18 protein-coding genes are annotated in these 20,233 nt (G+C 64.6%); 11 read left to right on the forward strand and 7 right to left on the reverse strand.

The annotated features are described in order from the left end of the window. Nucleotides 1–92 precede the first annotated feature (92 nt). Together F6X40_RS23160 and F6X40_RS23165 are read left to right on the forward strand one after the other, a co-directional pair. Nucleotides 93–554, forward strand: a complete 462-nt coding sequence (locus F6X40_RS23160) for an SRPBCC family protein (protein WP_184066555.1) — start codon at nt 93–95, stop codon at nt 552–554. Beyond that, nucleotides 538–903, forward strand: coding sequence for an ArsR/SmtB family transcription factor (locus F6X40_RS23165; RefSeq protein ID WP_184033686.1), 366 nt, complete (start codon nt 538–540; stop codon nt 901–903). The genes F6X40_RS23160 and F6X40_RS23165 overlap by 17 nt, the downstream gene beginning before the upstream one ends. A gap of 49 nt (nt 904–952) precedes the next feature. On the opposite strand, the gene F6X40_RS23170 is transcribed toward F6X40_RS23165, so the two are convergent. Next, complete coding sequence (locus F6X40_RS23170) at nt 953–2,122, reverse strand: porin (RefSeq protein WP_187629350.1); 1,170 nt, start codon at nt 2,120–2,122, stop codon at nt 953–955. A 226-nt stretch (nt 2,123–2,348) separates the two neighbouring features. Here F6X40_RS23170 and aldA point away from each other — a divergent pair, with 226 nt between their 5' ends. The 4 genes from aldA (at nt 2,349) to F6X40_RS23190 (ending at nt 8,144) form a co-directional block, all read left to right on the forward strand. Next, nucleotides 2,349–3,773, forward strand: coding sequence for an aldehyde dehydrogenase (gene aldA / locus F6X40_RS23175; RefSeq protein ID WP_187629351.1), 1,425 nt, complete (start codon nt 2,349–2,351; stop codon nt 3,771–3,773). Between the two features lie 110 nt (nt 3,774–3,883). Beyond that, the gene (locus F6X40_RS23180) at nt 3,884–5,215 is read left to right on the forward strand and encodes an MFS transporter (RefSeq protein WP_187629352.1); all 1,332 of its coding nucleotides are present in this window, start codon (nt 3,884–3,886) and stop codon (nt 5,213–5,215) included. After that, nucleotides 5,216–6,433 (forward strand): mandelate racemase/muconate lactonizing enzyme family protein, encoded by a 1,218-nt coding sequence (locus F6X40_RS23185; RefSeq protein WP_187629353.1) that lies wholly within the window; start codon nt 5,216–5,218, stop codon nt 6,431–6,433. A 49-nt stretch (nt 6,434–6,482) separates the two neighbouring features. After that, entirely contained in the window at nt 6,483–8,144 is a 1,662-nt protein-coding gene (locus tag F6X40_RS23190; RefSeq protein ID WP_187629354.1) for a GMC family oxidoreductase, read from the forward strand. Between the two features lie 14 nt (nt 8,145–8,158). Here F6X40_RS23190 and F6X40_RS23195 read toward each other — a convergent pair whose 3' ends face one another. From F6X40_RS23195 to tam, 3 genes are all read right to left on the reverse strand, one after another. Further along, nucleotides 8,159–9,094, reverse strand: coding sequence for a LysR substrate-binding domain-containing protein (locus F6X40_RS23195; protein ID WP_187629395.1), 936 nt, complete (start codon nt 9,092–9,094; stop codon nt 8,159–8,161). Between the two features lie 171 nt (nt 9,095–9,265). Continuing rightward, on the reverse strand, nt 9,266–9,631 hold the full coding sequence (locus tag F6X40_RS23200; protein ID WP_184074050.1) for a hypothetical protein: 366 nt from the start codon (nt 9,629–9,631) through the stop codon (nt 9,266–9,268). 261 nt (nt 9,632–9,892) lie between these two features. Further along, the gene (gene tam / locus F6X40_RS23205; RefSeq protein ID WP_187629355.1) at nt 9,893–10,690 is read right to left on the reverse strand and encodes a trans-aconitate 2-methyltransferase; all 798 of its coding nucleotides are present in this window, start codon (nt 10,688–10,690) and stop codon (nt 9,893–9,895) included. A 94-nt stretch (nt 10,691–10,784) separates the two neighbouring features. Here tam and F6X40_RS23210 point away from each other — a divergent pair, with 94 nt between their 5' ends. The 3 genes from F6X40_RS23210 (at nt 10,785) to F6X40_RS23220 (ending at nt 12,893) form a co-directional block, all read left to right on the forward strand. Beyond that, entirely contained in the window at nt 10,785–11,684 is a 900-nt protein-coding gene (locus F6X40_RS23210; RefSeq protein WP_187629356.1) for a LysR family transcriptional regulator, read from the forward strand. Nucleotides 11,685–11,768: 84 nt separating this feature from the next. Further along, nucleotides 11,769–12,392 (forward strand): glutathione S-transferase family protein, encoded by a 624-nt coding sequence (locus F6X40_RS23215; protein WP_187629357.1) that lies wholly within the window; start codon nt 11,769–11,771, stop codon nt 12,390–12,392. Nucleotides 12,393–12,548: 156 nt separating this feature from the next. Continuing rightward, on the forward strand, nt 12,549–12,893 hold the full coding sequence (locus tag F6X40_RS23220; protein WP_090804882.1) for a hypothetical protein: 345 nt from the start codon (nt 12,549–12,551) through the stop codon (nt 12,891–12,893). Between the two features lie 90 nt (nt 12,894–12,983). Here the strand turns inward: F6X40_RS23220 and fabV are convergent, their stop codons facing one another. Continuing rightward, nucleotides 12,984–14,180, reverse strand: a complete 1,197-nt coding sequence (gene fabV / locus F6X40_RS23225) for an enoyl-ACP reductase FabV (protein WP_187629358.1) — start codon at nt 14,178–14,180, stop codon at nt 12,984–12,986. Nucleotides 14,181–14,313: 133 nt separating this feature from the next. On the opposite strand from fabV, the gene F6X40_RS23230 reads away from it, so the two are divergent. Next, complete coding sequence (locus tag F6X40_RS23230; protein WP_187629359.1) at nt 14,314–16,842, forward strand: penicillin-binding protein 1A; 2,529 nt, start codon at nt 14,314–14,316, stop codon at nt 16,840–16,842. Between the two features lie 54 nt (nt 16,843–16,896). Here F6X40_RS23230 and F6X40_RS23235 read toward each other — a convergent pair whose 3' ends face one another. Further along, nucleotides 16,897–18,249 carry an MFS transporter gene (locus tag F6X40_RS23235; RefSeq protein ID WP_187629360.1) on the reverse strand — a complete coding sequence of 451 codons (1,353 nt, stop codon included), beginning with the start codon at nt 18,247–18,249 and terminating at the stop codon, nt 16,897–16,899. 296 nt (nt 18,250–18,545) lie between these two features. On the opposite strand from F6X40_RS23235, the gene F6X40_RS23240 reads away from it, so the two are divergent. Continuing rightward, entirely contained in the window at nt 18,546–18,953 is a 408-nt protein-coding gene (locus F6X40_RS23240; RefSeq protein ID WP_187629361.1) for a hypothetical protein, read from the forward strand. Between the two features lie 124 nt (nt 18,954–19,077). On the opposite strand, the gene F6X40_RS23245 is transcribed toward F6X40_RS23240, so the two are convergent. Continuing rightward, entirely contained in the window at nt 19,078–20,148 is a 1,071-nt protein-coding gene (locus tag F6X40_RS23245; protein WP_187629362.1) for a DNA-binding protein, read from the reverse strand. Between the last annotated feature and the right edge of the window lie 85 nt (nt 20,149–20,233).

Here is a 20,233-nt window from a genome sequence, read left to right on the forward strand (position 1 = left end):
CCGGCGCCGCACGCATCACGCTCTGAACAAAGCGCAGTCGAATGCTTGCATATCGGAGGCGGTGCTTCTAATATGCAGTCAGGAGGCTGCATATGAACTCATCGACCGATCGCATCGAAAAGCAGGTTCTGTTGAAGGCGCCGCGCTCGCGCGTCTGGCGTGCGCTGTCCAACGCCGAGGAATTCGGCAAATGGTTCGGCGTGAATCTCACCGGCAAGCAGTTCGTCGCGGGGCAATCCACGCAGGGGCACATCACCTATCCAGGCTATGAGCATCTGCTGATGAACGTGCTGGTCGAGCGTGTCGAGCCCGAGCATCATCTGTCGTGGCGCTGGCATCCGGCCGCGATCGACATCACGATCGACTACACGCCTGAGCCGACCACGCTCGTGGAATTCGATCTGAGCGACGTCGAGTCGGGCACGCTGCTGCGCGTCGTCGAATCGGGCTTCGACCAGTTGCCGGTCGGGCGCCGCGCGCAAGCGTTCCGGCTGAACGACGGCGGCTGGGAGCAGCAGATGGTCAACGTCGAGCGATATGTCGGCGCGAGCTAGGGCGGCCCCCGCGAGGGCGGGCCTCAAGGCGGCGACACTGCGCAGTTCGGCGGCGGTGTTCGCGGCGCTCGGTGACGAGACGCGTCTGCGGCTTGTCGCGGCGTTATGCGCGGGCAGTGCGATGTCGATCGCGCAGCTGACGGCCGGCACCGACATCACGCGGCAGTCGGTCACGCAGCATCTGCAGGTGCTGGCCGACGCGGGCCTCGTGCACGACGTGAAGGTCGGACGCGAGCGCCTGTGGGCGTTCGAGCCCGCGCATCTCGACGCGGCACGCCGCGCGCTCGACGCGATTTCGCGGCAGTGGGATCAGGCGCTGCTGAAGCTGAAGACGATGGTCGAAGAATGAAAGGCGCGGCGTTCGCGCAATGCCGCGCCACTCATGCACGTAGGTCTGCTCAGAACTTGTGCCGCAACGCGACGCGCACGGCGACCTGCGTGCCCGTCGACGACGGCGCCTGCGTGCCCGGAATGAACGCATTGTCGAGAATCGACTGCGTCGAATTGCCGGTCACGCGTTGATACGCGCCCTGCACATACATGTCGGTGCGCGTGCTCAGGTTGTAGTCCGCCATCAAACCGGCCGAGTGAATCTTCGGCGTGACGCTGCCTGACGAGGCGTCGTAATTTATCATCGTGTACACATACTGCGCGTCGACGAAGAATGCCGGCGTGAACTGGTATTTGCCGTTGATTTCGAAGTTCTGATACTTCAGCGTATCGAGCTGCACGCCGGGCGCCGCGAGCGGCAGGCCAATATAGCCGTTGCCGGTCGGGTTCTTGTAGTTCGAGTTCGTATACGCGAAGCCGGCGCTCGCCTGGCCGAACGTGTAGTTGATGCCGCCGCCGAAAATGCGCATGCGTGCCGCGATAAAGCTCGCGTCGTTCGCGGTGATCGCGCCGACCGACCCCGCCCCCGGATTGTTCGCCTGCAGATACGCCGCCGCGAATAGTAGACCGCCGTTCTGATACTGGCCGCCAAAGCTGTACGCGCGGTTGTTCGCGAAGTTCGTGTCGTTGCTGAAGCTGTACACGCCACCGAATTGCAGTCCCGCGAAGTTCGGGCTCGCATATTTGACACTATTGCCGAGGCGGAACGAGTTGTCGGTGTTGTCGTTGTCGTACGGATGCGCGAAAAGGTAACCGGCCCAGTTACCGTTGGCCGTGGTCTGCGCGAGGTAGTCGACGATCGAATCGTACTGACGGCCGAGCGTCAGCGTGCCGTAGCTGTCGTTGGACAGACCCACGAATGCCTGGCGGCCGAACATGCGGCCGCCCTGGCCGAGGCGCCCCGAGCTGACGTCGAAGCCGTTTTCGAGCTGGAACAGCGCCTTCGTTCCACCACCCAGATCTTCCGATCCCTTCAGGCCCCAGCGGCTGCCCTGCGCATAGCCGCTCGCCATTTCCCAGACCGCGCCGCCACCCGCGTTGTTCGTGTAGTCGATGCCCTCGTCGAGCACGCCGTAGAGCGTCACGCTGCTTTGCGCAAACGTGCGAGGCGCCGCGAGCGCGGCAAGCGCGGTGAAGGTGGCGAATGCAGCAGCGGTGACGAGGCGATTTCTTTTCATTCAATGCTCCAGCGGGTTGGCGAAAAGCCCGGATTCTGCAATTCGAGATGGGGTTCGCGTATAAGGCTGATCCCTGGATAAACATGTTTTTTTCGAATGTTTGTCCAGCGAATTACTCGCTTGTGGCCACTCTGATCGCGGAGAAAAATTCGGTTCATGCAACTTTCGCATCCCCGCGATAGCCGATGCATCTGCGGCATTCGCGTCACGCATTCAGGAGACGACCATGCGACTCGACCGCAACTTTGCTAACGGCCGCTTCATCGAGCCCGCCAGCGCCGAACTGATTGCCGTGCGCAATCCGGCCACTGGCGCCGTGATCGCCCACGTGACCGGCGCGACCGAAGCCGAAGCGCTGGCCGCCGTCGACGCCGCGGCGCTCGCGCAAAAGGCGTGGCGCAAGCTGCCGGCCGTCGAGCGCGCCGCGTATCTGCACAAGCTCGCCGACGCGCTCGACGAATGCGCGCCGGCCATCGGCGCGGCACTCGCGCTCGAGTCGGGCAAGAGCGTCGCCGACGCGACGAACGAGGCGATCTACGCCGGCCAGATCACGCGCTACCACGCGGAGTGGGCGCGGCGCATCGAAGGGGAGGTGATTCCGAGCGATTCGGCCGACGAAAACCTAGTGCTGCATCGCGAGCCGATCGGCGTGGTCGCATGTCTGATTCCGTTCAATTACCCGGTCTATACGTTCATGCGCAAGGTCGCGCCCGCGCTGATCGCGGGCAACACCGTGGTCGTGCGGCCGAGCAACAACACGCCGGGTTCGGCATTCGAAATCGCCAGGGCCATCGAAAAGGCCGGCTTGCCCGCGGGCGTCGTCAACATTCTGGCGATGAACCACACCACCGCCGAAGCGTTCTGCACCCACCCGAAGGTCGGCATGATCACGCTGACGGGCAGCGTCGGCGCGGGCCGCAAGGTGCTCGACTACTGCAAGGCGAACATCGCGAAGCCGTCGCTCGAACTCGGCGGCAAGACGCCCGCGATCATCGAGGCCGACGCCGATCTCGAGAAGGCCGCGCGCGAACTGGTTGCGTCGAAGACCACGCATTGCGGCCAGCTGTGCACCGCGATCGAACGTGTGTATGTGCAGGAAAGCGTGCACGACCGCTTCGTCGCACTCCTGAAGAAACACATGAGTGCAGTCGAGTTCGGCGATCGCAGCAAGCAGGCTCCCTTGATGGGGCCGCTCGTCAACGAAGCGTCGCGCGCGTCGATCCACGCGATGGTCGAACGCGCAATCGGCGCAGGCGCCACGCTCGAAACGGGCGGCAAGGTGCCCGCCGGCGACGGCTTTTTCTATCCGGCCACGCTGCTCTCGAACTGCCGTCAGGACATGGAGATCATCCAGGAAGAGACGTTCGGCCCGATCATGCCGGTCGTCAAATATCGCACGCTCGACGAAGCGCTCGAGATGGCCAACGACCATCAGTTCGGCTTGTCGTCGGTGCTGTACACCGAGAACTATCGCGCCGCGATGAAACTCGCCAACGGCATCGAGGCGGGCGAACTCTACGTCAACCGCACGCCGGCCGATCCCTATCAGGGCTTTCATGCAGGCTGGAAGCGTTCCGGCCTCGGCGGCGACGACGGCAAGCACGGCATGCTCGAATTCACGCAGACCCGTCTCGTGGTCATGAAGTACTGAAGTCGCGCGCGGCGGCACATGCCGCGCAATCCCACCCAGCAAGTCCATAACAACATGATGGAGACCCCACGGTCCAGCGGACCGATGCTGCGTCTCCAAGGAGCGCTCACGTGTCATCTCAACCCGTTCGAACCGCCGCGTCGCTTCCGTTGAACGACGCCTGCGCCGCCGCGCAACCCAGCCACGGCCGGCGCTATCTGCAACTCGCGCTGCTCGTGATCGCGGCCGGCGCGATCTATCCGATCCTCTATCTGCGGCAGGTTTATCAGCCGACGATGCTCGAGGTGTTCCACATCACCGACAGCCAGCTCGGTTATCTGTATTCGTCGCTCGGCACGATCTTTCTGCTCAGTTACCTGCCGAGCGGCTGGCTCGCCGACCGCATCGCGCCGCGTCTGTTGATCTGTTTCTCGCTGATCGCGACCGGGGCGCTCGGGCTCTGGTATTCGACCGCGCCGTCGTTCCATTCGTTGATGCTGATCTTCGGCGGCTGGGGGCTGTCCACCGGTCTGACGTTCTGGGCCGCCGTGATCAAGCGCGTCAACATGATCGCGGGCCCTGAAGAGCAGGGCCGCTTCTTCGGCCTGCTCGACGGCGGGCGCGGTTTGATCGAGGCGATGCTCGCGACGATTGCGATCACGCTGTTCGCGTGGGTCACGCAGACGCGCGGCGAGCCGGTCGCGGTCGGCTTCAGGATGGTGGTCTACCTGTATGCGTTTCTGTGCATCGCGCTCGGCGTCCTGCTCGCACTCGTCAAGGACCCGCAAGCCGCGCGAGATGCCGCGAGCAAGGCCACGTCAACCAATACAGCGCATCGCGGCAACGTGCTGACCGACCTCGCGACGCTCGCCGGGATTCCCGAGCTGTGGCTCGTCGCGGCGATCGTGTTCTGCGGCTATCAGGTGTTCTGGGCGACCTACAGCTTTTCGGCCTATCTGCACGAGGGCGAGGTCGGTCTGACGGTCGTGATGGCCGGCGCGATCACGACGCTGAAGCTGTGGATGCGGCCGATCGGCGGCATCGGCGGCGGCTTTCTCGGCGACCGCTATTCGAAGGTATCGGTACTCGTGATCGCATTGTTTCTCGCCGCGCTGTTGCTCGTCGGTCTGATGGCCGCGCCGCGCATTTCGAGTCATGTGCTGCTGGTGTTTCTGGTGCTGTTCATCGGCATCCTGACTTACGCGATCCGCGGCCTGTACTGGTCGCTGCTCGATCGCTGCAATATCCCGACCGCGACGATGGGGCTCGCGATCGGCCTGATCTCGGTGCTCGGCTACTCGCCGGACGTGTTCCTGCCGCTGATCAACGGTTATCTGACGCAGACGTTCCCCGGCGTCTTCGGCTACCAGCTGTACTTCGGCTATGTGGCCGCGATGGCGGCGCTCGGTGGCTTCGCCGGGCTCGCGCTGAGAAACATGCTCAAACGAAAAGAGGTTGCGTAAATGAAGGTCGTCTCGCTTGAAACGCATATCGTCGCCGTACCGCCGCCGCATCTCGGCGGCATGTACTGGATCTTCGTCACGCTGAAAACCGATTGCGGTATCGAAGGCGTCGGCGAAATCTATTCGGCGACGTTCCATCCGAAAGCGATGGTCCACATCATCGACGACGTATTCAGCCGCTATCTGCTCGATCGCGATCCGCACCATATCGAGCGGCTGTGGCGCGAAGCGTATTCGAGCGGCTTCACGCAGCGCCCCGATCTGACGATGATGGGCGTCGTCAGCGGGCTCGAAATGGCGTGCTGGGACATCATCGGCAAGGCGGCGGGCAAGCCGGTCTACGAACTGCTCGGCGGCATCGTGAACCCGCGTCTGCGTTCGTACACGTATCTGTATCCGAAGAACGGCCGCGGCGAATACGACTACGACGATCCCGATCTCGCCGCCGAGTGCGCGGCGCAAAACGTAAGGCGCGGCTTCACCGCGGTGAAGTTCGATCCGGCAGGGCCGTACACCGCGTATTCGGGGCATCAGCTTTCGCTGGAAGTGCTCGATCGCTGCGAGACGTTCTGCCGCCGCGTGCGTGAAGCGGTCGGCAGCAAGGCCGATCTGCTGTTCGGCACGCACGGGCAGATGGTGCCGTCGTCCGCGATCCGGCTCGCGAAGCGGCTCGAAAAATACGATCCGCTATGGTTCGAAGAACCCGTGCCGCCGGGTCAGGAAGGCGCGATGGCGCAGGTCGCACGGCACACCAGCATTCCGGTTGCTGCGGGTGAACGTCTGACCACTAAATACGAATTCTTCAAGCTGCTCGAAGCGGGCGCCGCGTCGATCCTGCAATTGAACGTCGCGCGCGTCGGCGGTTTGCTCGAAGCGAAGAAAGTGGCCGCGCTCGCCGAGGTCTACTACGCGCAGATCGCGCCGCATCTGTACAACGGACCCATTGGCGCGGCGGCGAGCATCCAGCTCGCGGTGTGCACGCCGAACTTCCTGATTCAGGAAAGCATCGGTACGTGGGATGGCTTTCATGCGGCCGTGCTGAAGAAGCCGATTCAATGGGAAGACGGCTACATCATTCCCTCTCGCGAACCGGGACTCGGCGTCGAGCTGAACATGGACGTGGTCCGTCAGCACACGCCGTACACGGGCGAGCGTCTGCATCTGCAGATGGCCGCGCAACCGGCCGACGTCAAGGATCTCGCGCCCGCCAGGGGCTGAAGCACGACCAGGTATTCAACCGATTGAGCGCCGTCAGGCGACACACAGCATGAACTACGACTACATCATCGTCGGCGCCGGTTCGGCGGGCTGCATTCTCGCGAATCGCCTGTCGGCATCGGGCCAGCATTCGGTGCTGCTGCTCGAAGCTGGCGGCAAGGACGACTCGTTCTGGTTCCGGATTCCAGTGGGCTTCACGAAGACCTACTACAACGAAACCTACAACTGGATGTACTACAGCGAGCCCGAAAGGGAACTCGACAACCGCTCGCTCTATTGCCCACGCGGCAAGGTGCAGGGCGGCTCGGGCTCGATCAACGCGATGATCTTCGTGCGCGGCCAGCAGCAGGATTTCGACGATTGGGCTGCCGCCGGCAACGCGGGCTGGTCCTATCGCGACGTGCTGCCGTATTTCCGCAAGCTCGAATCGCATCCGCTCGGCAATACCGAACAGCACGGCGCGGATGGTCCGATCCGCATTTCGCCGATGAAAGACGCGGTGCATCCGATCTGCCACGTGTTCCTGAAAGGCTGTGAGCAGGCCGGCTACACGCGCAGCGACGATTTCAACGGCGCGCAGTTCGAAGGCGCTGGTATCTACGACGTCAACACCCGCAACGGCCAGCGTTCGTCGAGCAGCTTCGAGTATCTGCACCCGGCGTTGTCGCGCCACAATCTGCGCATCGAACACGGCGTGCTCGCGCAGCGCGTGCTTTTCGACGGGCAGCAGCGCGCGATCGGCGTCAGGGTCACGCAGAACGGCATCGCGCGGCAGTTCATGGCGAATCGCGAGGTGATCCTCGCCGCCGGCGCGGTGGATTCGCCGAAACTGCTGCAACTGTCGGGCGTCGGCGCGAATGAGCTGCTCGCGAAGCATCGCATTGCGCTCGTGAAGGAACTGCCGGCGGTCGGACAGAATCTGCAGGATCACCTGTGCGTCAGTTTCTACTACCGCTCGAATGTGAAGACGCTGAACGACGAGATGCGGCCGCTCCTCGGCAAGCTGAAGCTCGGCCTGCAATATCTGCTGACGCGCAAGGGACCGCTCGCGATGAGCGTGAACCAGTCGGGCGGCTTCTTCAGGGGCAACGAACACGAAGCGCTCCCAAATCTCCAGCTCTACTTCAATCCGCTATCGTATCGAATTCCTAAGAGCAGCAAGGCGAGTCTCGAACCCGAGCCGTATTCGGGTTTTCTACTGGCCTTCAATCCGTGCCGGCCGACGAGCCGCGGCTCGATCGAGATCGCCTCGAATCGCGCGGAAGATGCCGCGAAAATCCGTATCAACGCTTTGACCACGCAGAAGGATATCGACGAAGTCATTCAGGGCTGCGAGTTGGTGCGCAAGATCATGGCGTCGCCGGCGTTGCAGGCGATTACCGTCGAGGAAATCTCACCGGGGCCGCTGGTCGACACACGCGAGGCATTTCTGCGGTATTTCCGCGAGCAGTCGGGTTCGATCTATCACCTGTGCGGCTCGTGCGCGATGGGCGACGATCCGCGCACGTCGGTCGTCGATGCGCGTTTGCGCGTGCATGGCATCGCGGGCTTGCGCGTCGTCGATGCGTCGATCTTCCCGAACATCACGTCGGGCAACATCAACGCGCCGACGATGATGGTCGCGGAGAAGGGCGCCGACATGATTCTCGAAGACGCGCAGGCCGAGGCCGCGCATGAAGCGACGCCGGCCGAGCTTGCCGCCGCGGCTTGACGCCAGTCAGGCACTCACTGCGCTTCGCCCAGCGTCGCGGGCTCCGACGCGTCGAGCACCCGCGCGCTCAACCAGATCTCCTGTTGCAACCAGTCGCGAAACAGCGCGACGTGCGGCAGCGGGTCCTGCTTGTCGCGCGTGACGAACCAGTACGACTGGTGTCCGTCGACATGTACGTTCAGCAACTGCACGAGCTGGCCCGTCGCGAGCTCGTGCGCGATCATGTGGCGATCGGCGATCGTCACGCCGAGGCCGTCGATGGCCGCGCGAATCGCGTGATCGAGGAGGTCGAATTCATACCCGCCGCGCGTATCGACGTTTTCGATGCCGGCTGCCTTCAGCCAGTGCTGCCAGGTCAGGTAGCGCTGGTCGGCGCTGGCAAGCACGTGCAGTAGCGTGAAGCGGTTCAGATCGATGCCGGCGCGGCCGGTTTCGCGCGCGAGCAGCGCGGGCGAGCAGACGGCGATATGCCGCTCGTTCATCAGCAGCTGATTGTCGACGCCGCCCCATTCGCCGTTGCCGAAACGGATCGCGCAATCGAGCACGCCCGACTCGGCAAGCTTGTCGTCGAGCCGGGTCGACAGGCTCGGTTCGAGATGCGGATGCGCGTCACGCAGCCGCCCGAGGCGCGGCATCAGCCAGCGGCTCGTGAAAGTGGGCGGCGCATTCAGGCGCAGGCGGTTGCGGTGGGTCTTCTCCTGCAGGCCGCGCACGGTCAGCTCGATGCGGTCGAACGACTGCTGAAGCGCCTGAAGCAAAATGCGTCCGGCCGCCGACAGCTCCAGGTGATGGTGGTGACGAAGCAGCAGCGTCTCGCCGAGCTGCGCCTCGAGCTGCCGCACCTGGCGGCTCACCGCGCTTTGCGTGACGTTCAGCAGCTCCGCGGCGCGCGTGAAGCTGCCGGTGCGGCCTGCTACTTCGAAGGCTTTCAGCGCGTTGAGCGCCGGCATTTTGCGTTTCAAGGGTATGCGGTCGAAAGGTGCGCGCAACGGCTAAGCCGAATATTTTACCGACTCGGGGCGGTACGTCTGAGTAGCGCGAAACAATACAAAAGGGGCCAAACTTCGGCCCCAGGATCGCAATAAACTGGGAAGGAACGCAGGAAGAAAGCGATTCGGCGACTAATCGGCGATCCGCTTGTCGGCCAGCGCGTTCTGGCAGTCGGCCAGAACCTGCCGGACGAGCCGGGCTTGCGGGTCGAGTTCGTCGGTATCGAGAATTTCCTCAACCGCGTCGCGCGCCCAGTCGGTATCGACGAAGCGCGCGTGGCGCCGCGCGATTTCGACCGCGGTGGCCGACAGCTTCGCGACGCACAGCCAGTCGGCTTCGCGCGCGCGGCGGTCGAGCCACTTGTGCGCGGACTGCACGTGAAACGCCGCGTCGGGCCAGTCTTCGTTCAGATAATAAGCGCCGAGGCTTCCGCATGTGAGCCAGCACAACAGCTCCAGGCGGTCACGGGGACTCAGATGTTGGCGTACATCACTCATGGCGACGCTCGCTGCAGTAAATGGCTTCCCGGTGAGGCCGGCGGGCGCCGTCCTCCGCTTTTTACACACGCTTTTTACAAACATTAGCATGCGGAATTCCCGGGCGGCAATTCCTGACCACCCTTAGCGTGCGGCGCCGCCACAGGTGGGGTTTTCGGGCGGTGCGTCAGCGTGGTGCGCCGGCGATCTGATCGCCCCGGGACGACCCGCCGCAGCCGAAGCGCCGGCATTTACCGGCTCGCAGCGGTTCCCGGCGCGGCTTCAACGTTCGCCGCGCGTCGCGACGATGAAAAGCCGCGGAAACGGCAGCAGCACCGTGCCATCGGCGAGCGCCGGGTAGGCTTTGACGATTTCGTCGCGATAGCGTTGCACAAACGCGCCGCGTTCGGCGTCGTCGAGCGCGGCGAGAAACGGCCGCAGCGCGCTGCCCTTGAACCATTCGACCACCGCGTCGGCGCCCGCGAGCGGGTGGTGATAGACCGTGCGCCACACGTCGACACGCGCGCACAGCGGCTTGAGCAGCGCGTAGTACCAGTTTGCGTCGTAGCGCATGGTGCGCTCGACACCCTTCAGCTTCGTCGCCCAAGGCCCGTCGATGGCGATTTCGCGCAGCAGCCGGTGCGCCGGTTCGTCGAGATTGTCGGGCATCTGCACGGCGAGGCTGCCGCCCCTGGCAAGTTTTGCCACCAGCGCGGGGAACAGCCGCTCGTGGTCCGGCACCCATTGCAGCACCGCGTTCGCGAGGATCACGTCGTAGGGGCCGTGCGCGTCCCACGTCGAAACGTCGCTGATGTCGAAACGGAATTGCGGCAGCCGCCGACGGGCCGCCGCGATCATCTCGGCGGAGCGGTCGATGCCGCTGACCGACGCGCCCGGCACCCGCTCGGCCAGCACCTCGGTCGAGTTGCCCGGGCCGCAGCCGATGTCGACCGCGAGCCGCGCGCCGTTCAAGGGCACCGCCGCGAGCAGATCGCGGACCGGCCGCGTGCGCTCGTTCTCGAACAGCATGTACTGCTTCGCGTGCCAATCGCTGTGCTCGTGCGTGGTTTTGTCGGTCATCTTTTGCTCCTTCGCGGGGTTCGTTGCGGCCATTCTCGGCCGCTGGCAGCCCGGAGTAAAATGAATTTATGATCCCGATTACTTCATTTTTCTAATGAAAATCGACACGCTCGGCGTGCAGGCTTTCGTCGCGATTGCCGATCGCGGCAGCTTCCAGAGCGCGGCGGATTCGCTGCACGTCACGCAAACCGCGATCACGCAGCGGCTGCGCAAGCTCGAAAGCTATCTCGGCGTCACACTGATCGAGCGCACCACGCGTTCGATGGCGCTCACCGAAATCGGTCGCAATTTTCTGCCGCAGGCGCGTCGGCTGCTCGGCGAGCTGGCGGACGCGCTCGTCGAGATCCGCGAAACGGGCATCGCGCGACGCGGCGACGTGTCGATCGCGTGCGTGCCGACCGTCGGCGTGCAGTATCTGCCGCGCATCCTGCAGGCGTATTCGGCACGCTATCCGCACAATCGCATCAAGATTCTCGACCACGCGTCGTCGGCGGTGGAGGAGGCCGTGTTGCGCAGAGAGGTCGAGTTCGGCATCAATATCGCGCGCGAGCATCATCCCGATCTCGCCACCGTGCCGCTCACCGAAGACCGCTACGTGCTGATCTGCCACGAGGACCATCCACTCGCTAAGCGGCGGCGCATCGCATGGCGGCAGTTGCAGCCGTTCCCGCTGATTTTCGCCGGCGAGGTCAGCGGCAATCGCGCGCTGCTCGACGTCGCGCTGGAATCGAGCGAGCTCGCGCTGCGTTCGTTCTACGAGGTGCAGCGCAGTTCGACCGCCGTCGGACTCGTCGCGCAACGCGTCGGCGCGGCCGTGGTGCCCGCGCTCGCGCTGCAGAGCGGCGCGTATCCGAGCGTGCGCACCGTCGAGCTCACGCAGCCCACCGTGTCGCGCACGCTGGTGCTCGTCGCGCGCAAGACCGCGCAGTTGTCACCGGCCGCGCAGGCGCTGTACGACATGATCCGCGAACAGGCGACGCTGAAAACCGGATGACGGCGCGCCGCGCGCAAGGCAAACTGGCTGGCTTCCGAGTTTCATTCCTTCAACCCGTTCAATCCACGCGACACCCAACGACTCATGCTGCAGATACTCGGCAAGACTACCTCGATCAATGTGCGCAAGGTGTTGTGGACCTGCGCGGAACTTGGGCTTCCGTTCGAACAGGAAGACTGGGGCTCGGGCTTTCGCTCGACCGAGGTCGCCGAATTCCGCGCGCTGAACCCGAACGCGATGGTCCCCGTGATCCGCGACGGCGACTTCGTGTTGTGGGAATCGAACTCGATCATCCGTTACCTCGCGAACCGTTATCGGGGTGACGGGCTGTATCCGGCCGATCCGGTCGAGCGCGCGCGCTGTGATCAATGGATCGACTGGCAGGCGAGCGAATTGAACCGCTCGTGGAGCTACGCGTTTCTCGCGCTCGTGCGGCACTCGCCCGAGCATCTGGACCCGCGCCAGATCGCCGCGTCGTGCGCGAACTGGTCGAAGCATATGGCGATCGTCGAGCAGCAACTTGCGCGCACCGGTGCGTATATCGCGGGCGACGCGTTTTCGCTCGCCGATATTCCGATCGCGCTGTCCGCGAACCGCTGGCTCGAAACGCCGCAGCAGCACGACGATTTGCCGGCGCTGGCCGCTTATATGGCGCGCCTGGCCGGGCGCGACGGGTATCGCAAGCATTGCCGAAACGGCACGCCGTAATCGTTGATTCGCGCGCTTCTGCAATCTGTCGGTGCTTACAGAATCCGCCTTCAATGCTTACGCTCTGCTTGCGGATTCCCGCGCTCGACGGCTTCTGCGCGGTGCACCCCGCGTCGCCTACAATGGCGGCCATCTAGCGACATTGAAGGTTCAACGATGCGGTTAACGAAATTCGCGCTGGCTTTGCTGGCGGCGTGCTTCACTCTGAACGCGAGCGCCGAAATGACGGCCGCGCAATACAAGCGCTGGGCACACGCCGACAACAACTCGATCTATGCGGCGTACATCACCGGCACGATCAACGCGTTCGGCTGGGCGAACGGCGATCTGGTCGCGAGGAAACAGCCGCAGCTGTTCTGTCCGCCACCAACGCTCGCGATCGGCAACCAGACGGTCTATCCGTTGCTCGATGCGTTCTTCGCGAACCATCCGGGCATTTCCGAGGATTTTCCAATCGGGCTCGCGATTCTGCGCGCGTTGCAGGGCGCGTATCCATGCTGACGTGCTGACGTGTTGAAGGAGTGAGGGGAGGGAGGCGAGGAGGGGCAACCTCAGGGGCGAACTCGCGAAGCGGGCCCGCCCCCCGGTGGATCAAACCTGCACGAGATTCGCAATCTGCACGTCCGGATTGACGTCCGCGTCGTAATCGACGCCCTTCATTTCAAAGCCGAACAGGCGCAGGAAATCGGTCTTGTAGCCCGCGAAATCGGTGAGTTCGTAGATGTTGTCGTTGCTCACCTGGTTCCACAGCTCCTGCACGCGGCCTTGCACCTGCGGATCGAGTTCCTTGTAGTCGGCGCGCAGACGGCCTTCGTCGTCCAGATGCGGCTGGCTGCCATAGAGGCTGTCCTTGTACAGGCCGTAGACCTGCTCGATACAGCCTTCGTGCGTGCCTTTTTCCTTCATCACCTTGAAGAGCAGCGACAGATAGAGCGGCATCATCGGAATGGCCGAGCTTGCCTGCGTGACGACTGCCTTCAGCACCGCGACGCGCGCATCGCCGCCCTTGGCCGCGAGCGTTGAGCGGATGCCGAGCACTTTCTGGTCGAGATCTTTCTTGGCCGCGCCGATCGAGCCGTTCCAGTAGATGTCGTGGGTGATCTTCTCGCCGAGGTAGGTGAACGCGGTGGTCCTGGCGCCGTCGGCGAGCACGCCGGCAACGCCCAACGCGTCCATCCACATCTGCCAGTCCTCGCCGCCCATCACCGCGACCGTGTGCGCGATTTCTTCCGGCGTCGCCGGTTCGAGCACGGTTTCCTTGATCACTTCCTTGTCGGTGTCGATGCCGCGCAGATTGACCGCCTTGCCGATCGGCTTGAGCACCGAGCTGAACACTTCACCGGTCTTCGGGTGCTGGCGCTTCGGCGCCGCGAGGCTGTAGACGACCAGATCGACCTGGCCGAGGTCGCGCTTGATCACTTCGATCGTGCGCGCCTTCACTTCGTCGGAGAACGCGTCGCCGTTGATGCTGGTCGCGTACAGGCCTTCGGCGCTGGCGAACTTCTCGAACGCCGCGGTGTTGTACCAGCCGGCCGTGCCAGCCTTGGTTTCGCTGCCGGCGCGCTCGAAGAACACGCCGAGGGTCGACGCGCCCGAGCCGAACGCTGCGCTAATGCGGGCGGCGAGGCCATAGCCGGTCGACGCGCCGATCACGAGCACCTTCTTCGGGCCGTCGGCGACGGGGCCGCGTGCCTTCACATACTCGATCTGTTCCTTGACGTTGACTTCGCAGCCGGTCGGATGGGTCGATACACAGATGAAGCCACGCACACGCGGTTTGATGATCATGAAGCACCTCTTGTCGAAATTGGCGACATTATAGTGGCCCGCCGGAGCCGCACTCCATGCCGCGAACGAGGCAAAAACCGGCGCACCCCCCACATCTTGGTACGATTGCGCCTTTCCTAGCCGACGACAGCAAGTGAAGCGCCTCTTTTCCTCCTTTCTGGCGGCCCTCGACAAAGGGCTGACGCTCGCGAACCCGCTGTTCGCGAAGGCCGCATGGCATCTGCGCCATCCGACCCGCCGCACGTTCGCGTGGGGGCTCGCCGCGCTGCCGGTGCTATTCGTACTGTACGTGCTGCTGCTGATTCCGTTCACGCCGAGCATCGGCGACATCCGCAAGGCCAAGATCGAGCAGCCCGCGCAGATCCTGTCGGCGGACGGCAAGCTGCTCGCCGAGTTCAAGCCGTCGAACCGCGAGTGGGTCAAGCTGAAGGACATCTCGCCGAACGTCGTCAACGCGCTGATCGCCACCGAGGATCACCGCTTCTATCAGCATTTCGGGCTCGACTGGCGGCGCACCGCTTCGGCCGCGCTGCACACGTTCTCCGGCGAGCGCCAGGGCGGCTCGACGATCACGCAGCAGCTCGCGCGCAATCTGTATCCCGACGAAATCGGCCGCGCGCCGACGTTGACGCGCAAGCTGAAGGAAGCGATCACCGCACTGAAGATCGAGGCGTTCTACACGAAGGACGAGATCCTCGAAACCTACTTGAATACGGTCCCGTTCCTGTACAACGCGTACGGCATCGAGATGGCTGCGCGCACCTATTTCGACAAGTCCGCATCCGACCTGAACGTGCTCGAAGCGGCGACGCTGACCGGCATGCTGAAGGGCAACGCCTACTACAACCCGGTACTGAACCCCGAGCGCGCCTTGCAGCGGCGCAATACGGTGCTCGCGCAGCTGGTCAGGTACGGCAAGCTGACACCCGCCCAGTACGACACGCTCGCCCGCAAGCCGCTGCGTCTCGACTTCGAGCGCCAGATCGAGCCGCCCGGACCCGCGCCGCACTTCACGCAGCAACTGCGCAAATGGCTCGTCGCGTGGGCCGATCGCAACGACTACAACATCTATTCCGATGGACTCGTCGTGCGCACGACGATCGACTCGCGTCTGCAGACGATGGCGACCCAGGCGGTCACGCTGCAGGGCAACCAGTTGCAGAACATCGCGAACTCCGCGTGGGGCACGCGCGCGGGCTGCTCGGCGGACAAGGACCTGCTGCGCACGTTCCTGCGCGAAACGCCTGACTTCCGCGCGGCCAAAGACACGGGCCTCGCCGACGACGACGCGCTGAAACGCCTGCTCGCCGATCGCAAGCTCGTGCAGAGCGTGTGCGACACGAAGACGCGCGTGCAGGCCGACTTCCTCGCAATGGACCCACGTACCGGCGAGATCAAGGCGTGGGTCGGCAGCCGCGACTTTGGCGTTGATCCGTTCGATCACGTGCAGCAGGCGCGCCGTCAGCCGGGCTCGACCTTCAAGCCGTTCGTCTACGCGGCGGCCTTCGAGGCCGGCGCGAAGCCGGACGACAAACTGCCGGACAATCCGGTTCAGATCGAACTCGCCGGCGGCGAAATCTGGAAGCCGAACGACGAGGACGAGCCGAGCGGCCGCATGATCAGCCTGCGCGACGCGCTCGCCTATTCGCGCAACCGCATCACCGCGCAGGTGATGGAGTCGGTGGGTCCGAACAGGGTCGCAAAGCTCGCGCGCGCGATGGGTGTGCGCGACAGCCAGCTCGACCCGGTGCCGTCGCTCGCGCTCGGCACGAGCCCGGTCACGCTTAAGGAAATGGTGTCGGCGTACGGCACGATCGCGAACCTCGGCGGCTACGTCGAGCCGCTGATGGTCACGCGCATCGAGGACCGCAACGGCAACCTGCTCGCCGAGTTCAAGCCGGCCACGCCGAGTCGCGAGCTGCCCGCCGACACGGCGCGCACGCTCGTCGACGTGATGCGCGACGTGGTCAGCCGCGGCACCGGCGCGAGTATCCGCACGCGCTTCGGCGTGCGCGGCGATGTCGCGGGCAAGACCGGCACGACCCAGGGCAACGCGGATGGCTGGTTCATCCTGATGCAGCCGCAACTGGTGGCGGGGGCATGGGTCGGCTTCAACGACAGCCGCGTGACGCTGCGCAGCGATTACTGGGGGCAGGGTGCGCATAGCGCGCTGCCGATCGTCGGCGATTTCTTCCAGCGCGCGCAGCGCTCGCGGCTCGTCGACAGCCACATGAAGTTCGATACCGCGCAGCAGCCGGGCTGGTTCGCCGAGCGCGCCGAACGCTTGCGCGACTGGATCGGGCACCTGTTCACGCGCACGCCGGCGCAGCCGGACAAGCAGGTCGTGGCGCGTGCTCCGGCGCGGCGCGCGCCGGTGGCGCCGGTGCAGCCGCCGACGTCTGCCGTGGCGGCACCGGCGGCGGCGTCAGAGGCAGCGGGCGCGTCCCCGGTGCAGGGCGAAGCGCGCGCGTTGCCGCCGTTGCTGCCGGCGCCGGGGTCGGGGTCGGCTCCCGCGCCGGCGCCGGGTAATACCGTCGACGGTGAAGCGCACGGCGGCGGTGCCGCAGCGCTCGCGCCAACCCCGACGCCGGACGACATCGTGCCGCCCGATGCGGGCGGTCAGGGCACAGAAGGGTCGAATAACGGCAGCGGGGCGAATTGAAGGCGACCCGGGCAGGCTGCCCGGGTGCGTATTGAACGGCGCGTGGGACTAGCGCTAAGACCTCGCGACCCCCGCTTCACCCGGCGGTCGCGCATGCGGATTGCCATGCGTCGTCTCGAGCGACGTGTCGTGATGCAGCAGCAACACCGCCGCCATACCGATGAGTCCCGCGCCCGACAGGCATAGCAGCCCGGCGCCGAAGCCGCCGGTGCTGTCCTTGATCCAGCCCATCGCGAACGGCCCGAAGAAACCCGCCAGGTTGCCCAGTGAGTTGATCGCGGCGATGCCGCCCGCGGCCGCCGCGCCCGACAGGAACGCGGCCGGCAAGGTCCAGATGACCGGCAGGCAACCGAAGATGCCGAAGCCGGCAATCGATAACGCGATCATCTTCTGCACCGGATTGTCGAGGCCGGCCGCGGCCGCGATGCCGGCCGCCGCGACGAACAGCGCAATCGCGACGTGCCAGCGGCGTTCGAGGTGGCGATCCGAATGCCGTCCCCACAAAATCATGCTGACGAGGCCGACCACGTACGGCAGCGACGTCACGAAACCCGTCTGCAGATTAGTGAGGCCGAACGACTTCACGATCTGCGGCAGGAAGAAGCTCAGGCCGTAGTTGGTCGCGTTCGCCCCGAAATAGATCAGCGCGATGGCGAGCACGCGCGGATTGATCAGCGCCTCCTTCACGCTGAAGTGGCGCACCGCCTCGCGATGCTCGCGCTCCTGCTTCTGCCGCGCGATCAGCCAGTCGCGCTCCTCGGTGCTGAGCCAGGTGGCGTCGGCGGGCTTGTCGGTCAGATACAACAGCACCGCGACCGACAGCAATACCGCCGGCACCGCCTCGATCAGATACAGCCACTGCCAGCCGCCGAGTCCGCCGCGGCCGTCGAGCGACAGCAGCGCGCCGGAGATCGGGCCGCCGATCACCGTCGACAGCGGAATCGCCGCCATGAAGTAGCCGACCACGCGCCCGCGATACGCCGCCGGAAACCACAAGGTCAGCAGAAAGATGATGCCCGGGAAAAAGCCGGCCTCGGCGACGCCAAGCAGAATGCGCAGGCCGAAAAACACGTGCGCGGGCGAGAGCCCGGTGAAGCGCGCGATGTCCGGGATGAACGCCATCGCGCCCGCGAGAATACCCCACGTAAACATGATCCGCGCGATCCAGCGGCGCGCGCCGAATCGTTCGAGCAGCAGGTTCGACGGCACTTCGAAAAAGAAGTACGCGATAAAGAACACGCCCGCGCCGAAGCCGAACGCGCTCGCGGACAGATCGAGCGCCTTGTTCATCTGCAAGGCCGCGAAGCCGACGTTGACGCGATCGAGATAGGCGATGAAATAGCACAGTATCAGGAACGGCACGAGCCGAACCGTGACGCGATGAAGGGTACGTGCCTCGAGATCCATATATGTCTCCTCCGGTTCGGCGACCGGTGTATGCCGCTATGTGGTGGGGTCCGTCTGCGGTTCGAAATGCCGGTCCGTCGAACAGGCATCGTTACAGACTAGACGCTCAAAAGGGATTCCGGAAGGTCTTTTGTGAACCATGTGGTCCGCTCATTGCCGAGGCCGTCGCGGCGTGGCGCTCGCGTCCATTGTTAGGACTCGCGCAACAGTGTTTTCGGTTGTATCGGCTGATCTTGGTCGAACGATTCCGGATAATTGCTGCCTGACTAATCAGTTAAAAATGCAGGTGATCCACGATGTCGAATCAGGGTTCGGACATGCTCGCTGAGGCGCGCAAAACGGTGCGGGTACGCGAAGTCGCGTCCGTCCCGCGAGCGGAAAGCACGGAAAGGAAGAGGGCGCCGCTGCCCACGCGCATGCGCGGGGTGGCGGCGGTGGCGCTCGCGTGCGCGAGTCTCGTCGGGTGCGCGTCGAGCACGGATGTGGTCGCGAGCGGCAAGCCCGGCAGCTACACGGTCGCCGCCAGCGCGACCGGAGGACGCATGGCCTGGGCGCGCGCGCACGAACTCGCGATGAACGAGGCGCGCGACTACTGCGATCGTCGCGGTATGCAAAGCAGCGTGAATACGGAGACGGTCAGCGGCGTCAGCGCGATGACCGAGCATGGGTCGTCGGTCAGTTTCGAGTGTCATCCGCGCTTCTGACGCAGCGTTGCGCGCGGGCGGCGGGTGCCGCCGCCCCATGACGATCACTTTTTATCGAACGTCACCAGGTGTAACCACTTATCGCGACTCGCGTGGTGACATGCCGCCGGGACGCCGGCAGTCCTCAGTCTTCACGTGGTTTGGCGTTGGCCGAACGTTTGAGGAACGGTGCGCCCGAGAAGCCCACCATCGCGCGGCCCTGCACGGGTGATGTTTCGCGGGCGCGGCGGGCAGGGCGCGCGGACGTTTTTGCTGTTCGCGCCGTCTCGATCTGCCGCGAGAGCGTGCCGATACGCTCGCGCAACAGGTCGGTCGCCGCCACCCGTTCAGCCAGCAACGCATCCTTTTCCGCAAGCTGCCCGCGGGTCGCGGCATGCCGCGCAGCGGAGGCAGCCAGTTCTGCCTTTGATGCGGCCAACTCGTCCCGAATCGCGTCGCGCTCGGCCCGCGATTCGGCTTCGAGCGTCGCCGCCCGCTCGTGACTCGCCTGGAGCTCCTTGCGCAGACGTTGCGCCGCCGCTCGTTCACCGTCGATTTCGAGCAAGGCGCGCTTTTCCGCCGCGGCGAGCCGCTGCTCGTTCTGCTCGTGCGAGCGGCGCAGCTTCGCGAGTTCGTCGGCGAAATCGCGGCGGGCATCGGCGAGCGCGGCGGCTCCTGCCGCGATTTCTTCCTTCGAGGTCGCCAGTTGCGCCGTCAGCATGTCGTTGGCCGTCTGCAGCTCGACGATGCGCGCGTCGAGTCCGGCAATCCGCGCGCGCAGGGTCGCGACATCGTTGGCCGCCTGTTCGGCTTTGTCGACGGCGTCCTGACGCTGCCTGTCGTGTTGCTTGGCCTGTTCTTGCGCGGCGGCGATTTGCGCGTCCGCGTCCTGCCTGAACACGTCGAGCGCGGCGTTCGCGGCGTCGCTCGACAGACGCCACAGCTGGGCCGCGAATTCGCCGGCAGCCGCTGCGACCTCGGGCGGCAAGTCCGGACGGCCGACGTCCACACGCGTCTTGTCGCGCACGTCGGTCCAGAAATCGCGCAACGCTTTGGCCGGCGCGCTCATGCTGCCTTTGCGCACCAGCTGGTACAGGCGGTTCGCGGTCGGAGTTTCGCCGTAACGGAAAAACAGCAACGCGCAGACCTCGCGATAAAGCGTCTGCGTGTCGGACGCGTTTTGACGGACGACTTCGATGTCGGCTTCGAGGGTCATGGTGGAAGCGGCTTTTGGGGGAATATGAATATGTTGATAATACAACGTAAAACGCACCATATACTACACAATTCAATACTGAACA

The sequence above is a fragment of the Paraburkholderia sp. UCT31 genome (genome assembly GCF_014397655.1).
In the GTDB taxonomy this organism is placed as follows: domain Bacteria; phylum Pseudomonadota; class Gammaproteobacteria; order Burkholderiales; family Burkholderiaceae; genus Paraburkholderia; species Paraburkholderia tuberum.

Coding starts and splice junctions, on each gene's coding strand:
- F6X40_RS23160 (WP_184066555.1), top strand. CDS start 93: ATGAACTCATCGACCGATCGCATCGAAAAGCAGGTTCTGTTGAAGGCG.
- F6X40_RS23165 (WP_184033686.1), top strand. CDS start 538: ATGTCGGCGCGAGCTAGGGCGGCCCCCGCGAGGGCGGGCCTCAAGGCG.
- F6X40_RS23170 (WP_187629350.1), bottom strand. CDS start 2,122: ATGAAAAGAAATCGCCTCGTCACCGCTGCTGCATTCGCCACCTTCACC.
- aldA (WP_187629351.1), top strand. CDS start 2,349: ATGCGACTCGACCGCAACTTTGCTAACGGCCGCTTCATCGAGCCCGCC.
- F6X40_RS23185 (WP_187629353.1), top strand. CDS start 5,216: ATGAAGGTCGTCTCGCTTGAAACGCATATCGTCGCCGTACCGCCGCCG.
- F6X40_RS23190 (WP_187629354.1), top strand. CDS start 6,483: ATGAACTACGACTACATCATCGTCGGCGCCGGTTCGGCGGGCTGCATT.
- F6X40_RS23195 (WP_187629395.1), bottom strand. CDS start 9,094: ATGCCGGCGCTCAACGCGCTGAAAGCCTTCGAAGTAGCAGGCCGCACC.
- F6X40_RS23200 (WP_184074050.1), bottom strand. CDS start 9,631: ATGAGTGATGTACGCCAACATCTGAGTCCCCGTGACCGCCTGGAGCTG.
- tam (WP_187629355.1), bottom strand. CDS start 10,690: ATGACCGACAAAACCACGCACGAGCACAGCGATTGGCACGCGAAGCAG.
- F6X40_RS23210 (WP_187629356.1), top strand. CDS start 10,785: ATGAAAATCGACACGCTCGGCGTGCAGGCTTTCGTCGCGATTGCCGAT.
- F6X40_RS23215 (WP_187629357.1), top strand. CDS start 11,769: ATGCTGCAGATACTCGGCAAGACTACCTCGATCAATGTGCGCAAGGTG.
- F6X40_RS23220 (WP_090804882.1), top strand. CDS start 12,549: ATGCGGTTAACGAAATTCGCGCTGGCTTTGCTGGCGGCGTGCTTCACT.
- fabV (WP_187629358.1), bottom strand. CDS start 14,180: ATGATCATCAAACCGCGTGTGCGTGGCTTCATCTGTGTATCGACCCAT.
- F6X40_RS23235 (WP_187629360.1), bottom strand. CDS start 18,249: ATGGATCTCGAGGCACGTACCCTTCATCGCGTCACGGTTCGGCTCGTG.
- F6X40_RS23240 (WP_187629361.1), top strand. CDS start 18,546: ATGTCGAATCAGGGTTCGGACATGCTCGCTGAGGCGCGCAAAACGGTG.
- F6X40_RS23245 (WP_187629362.1), bottom strand. CDS start 20,148: ATGACCCTCGAAGCCGACATCGAAGTCGTCCGTCAAAACGCGTCCGAC.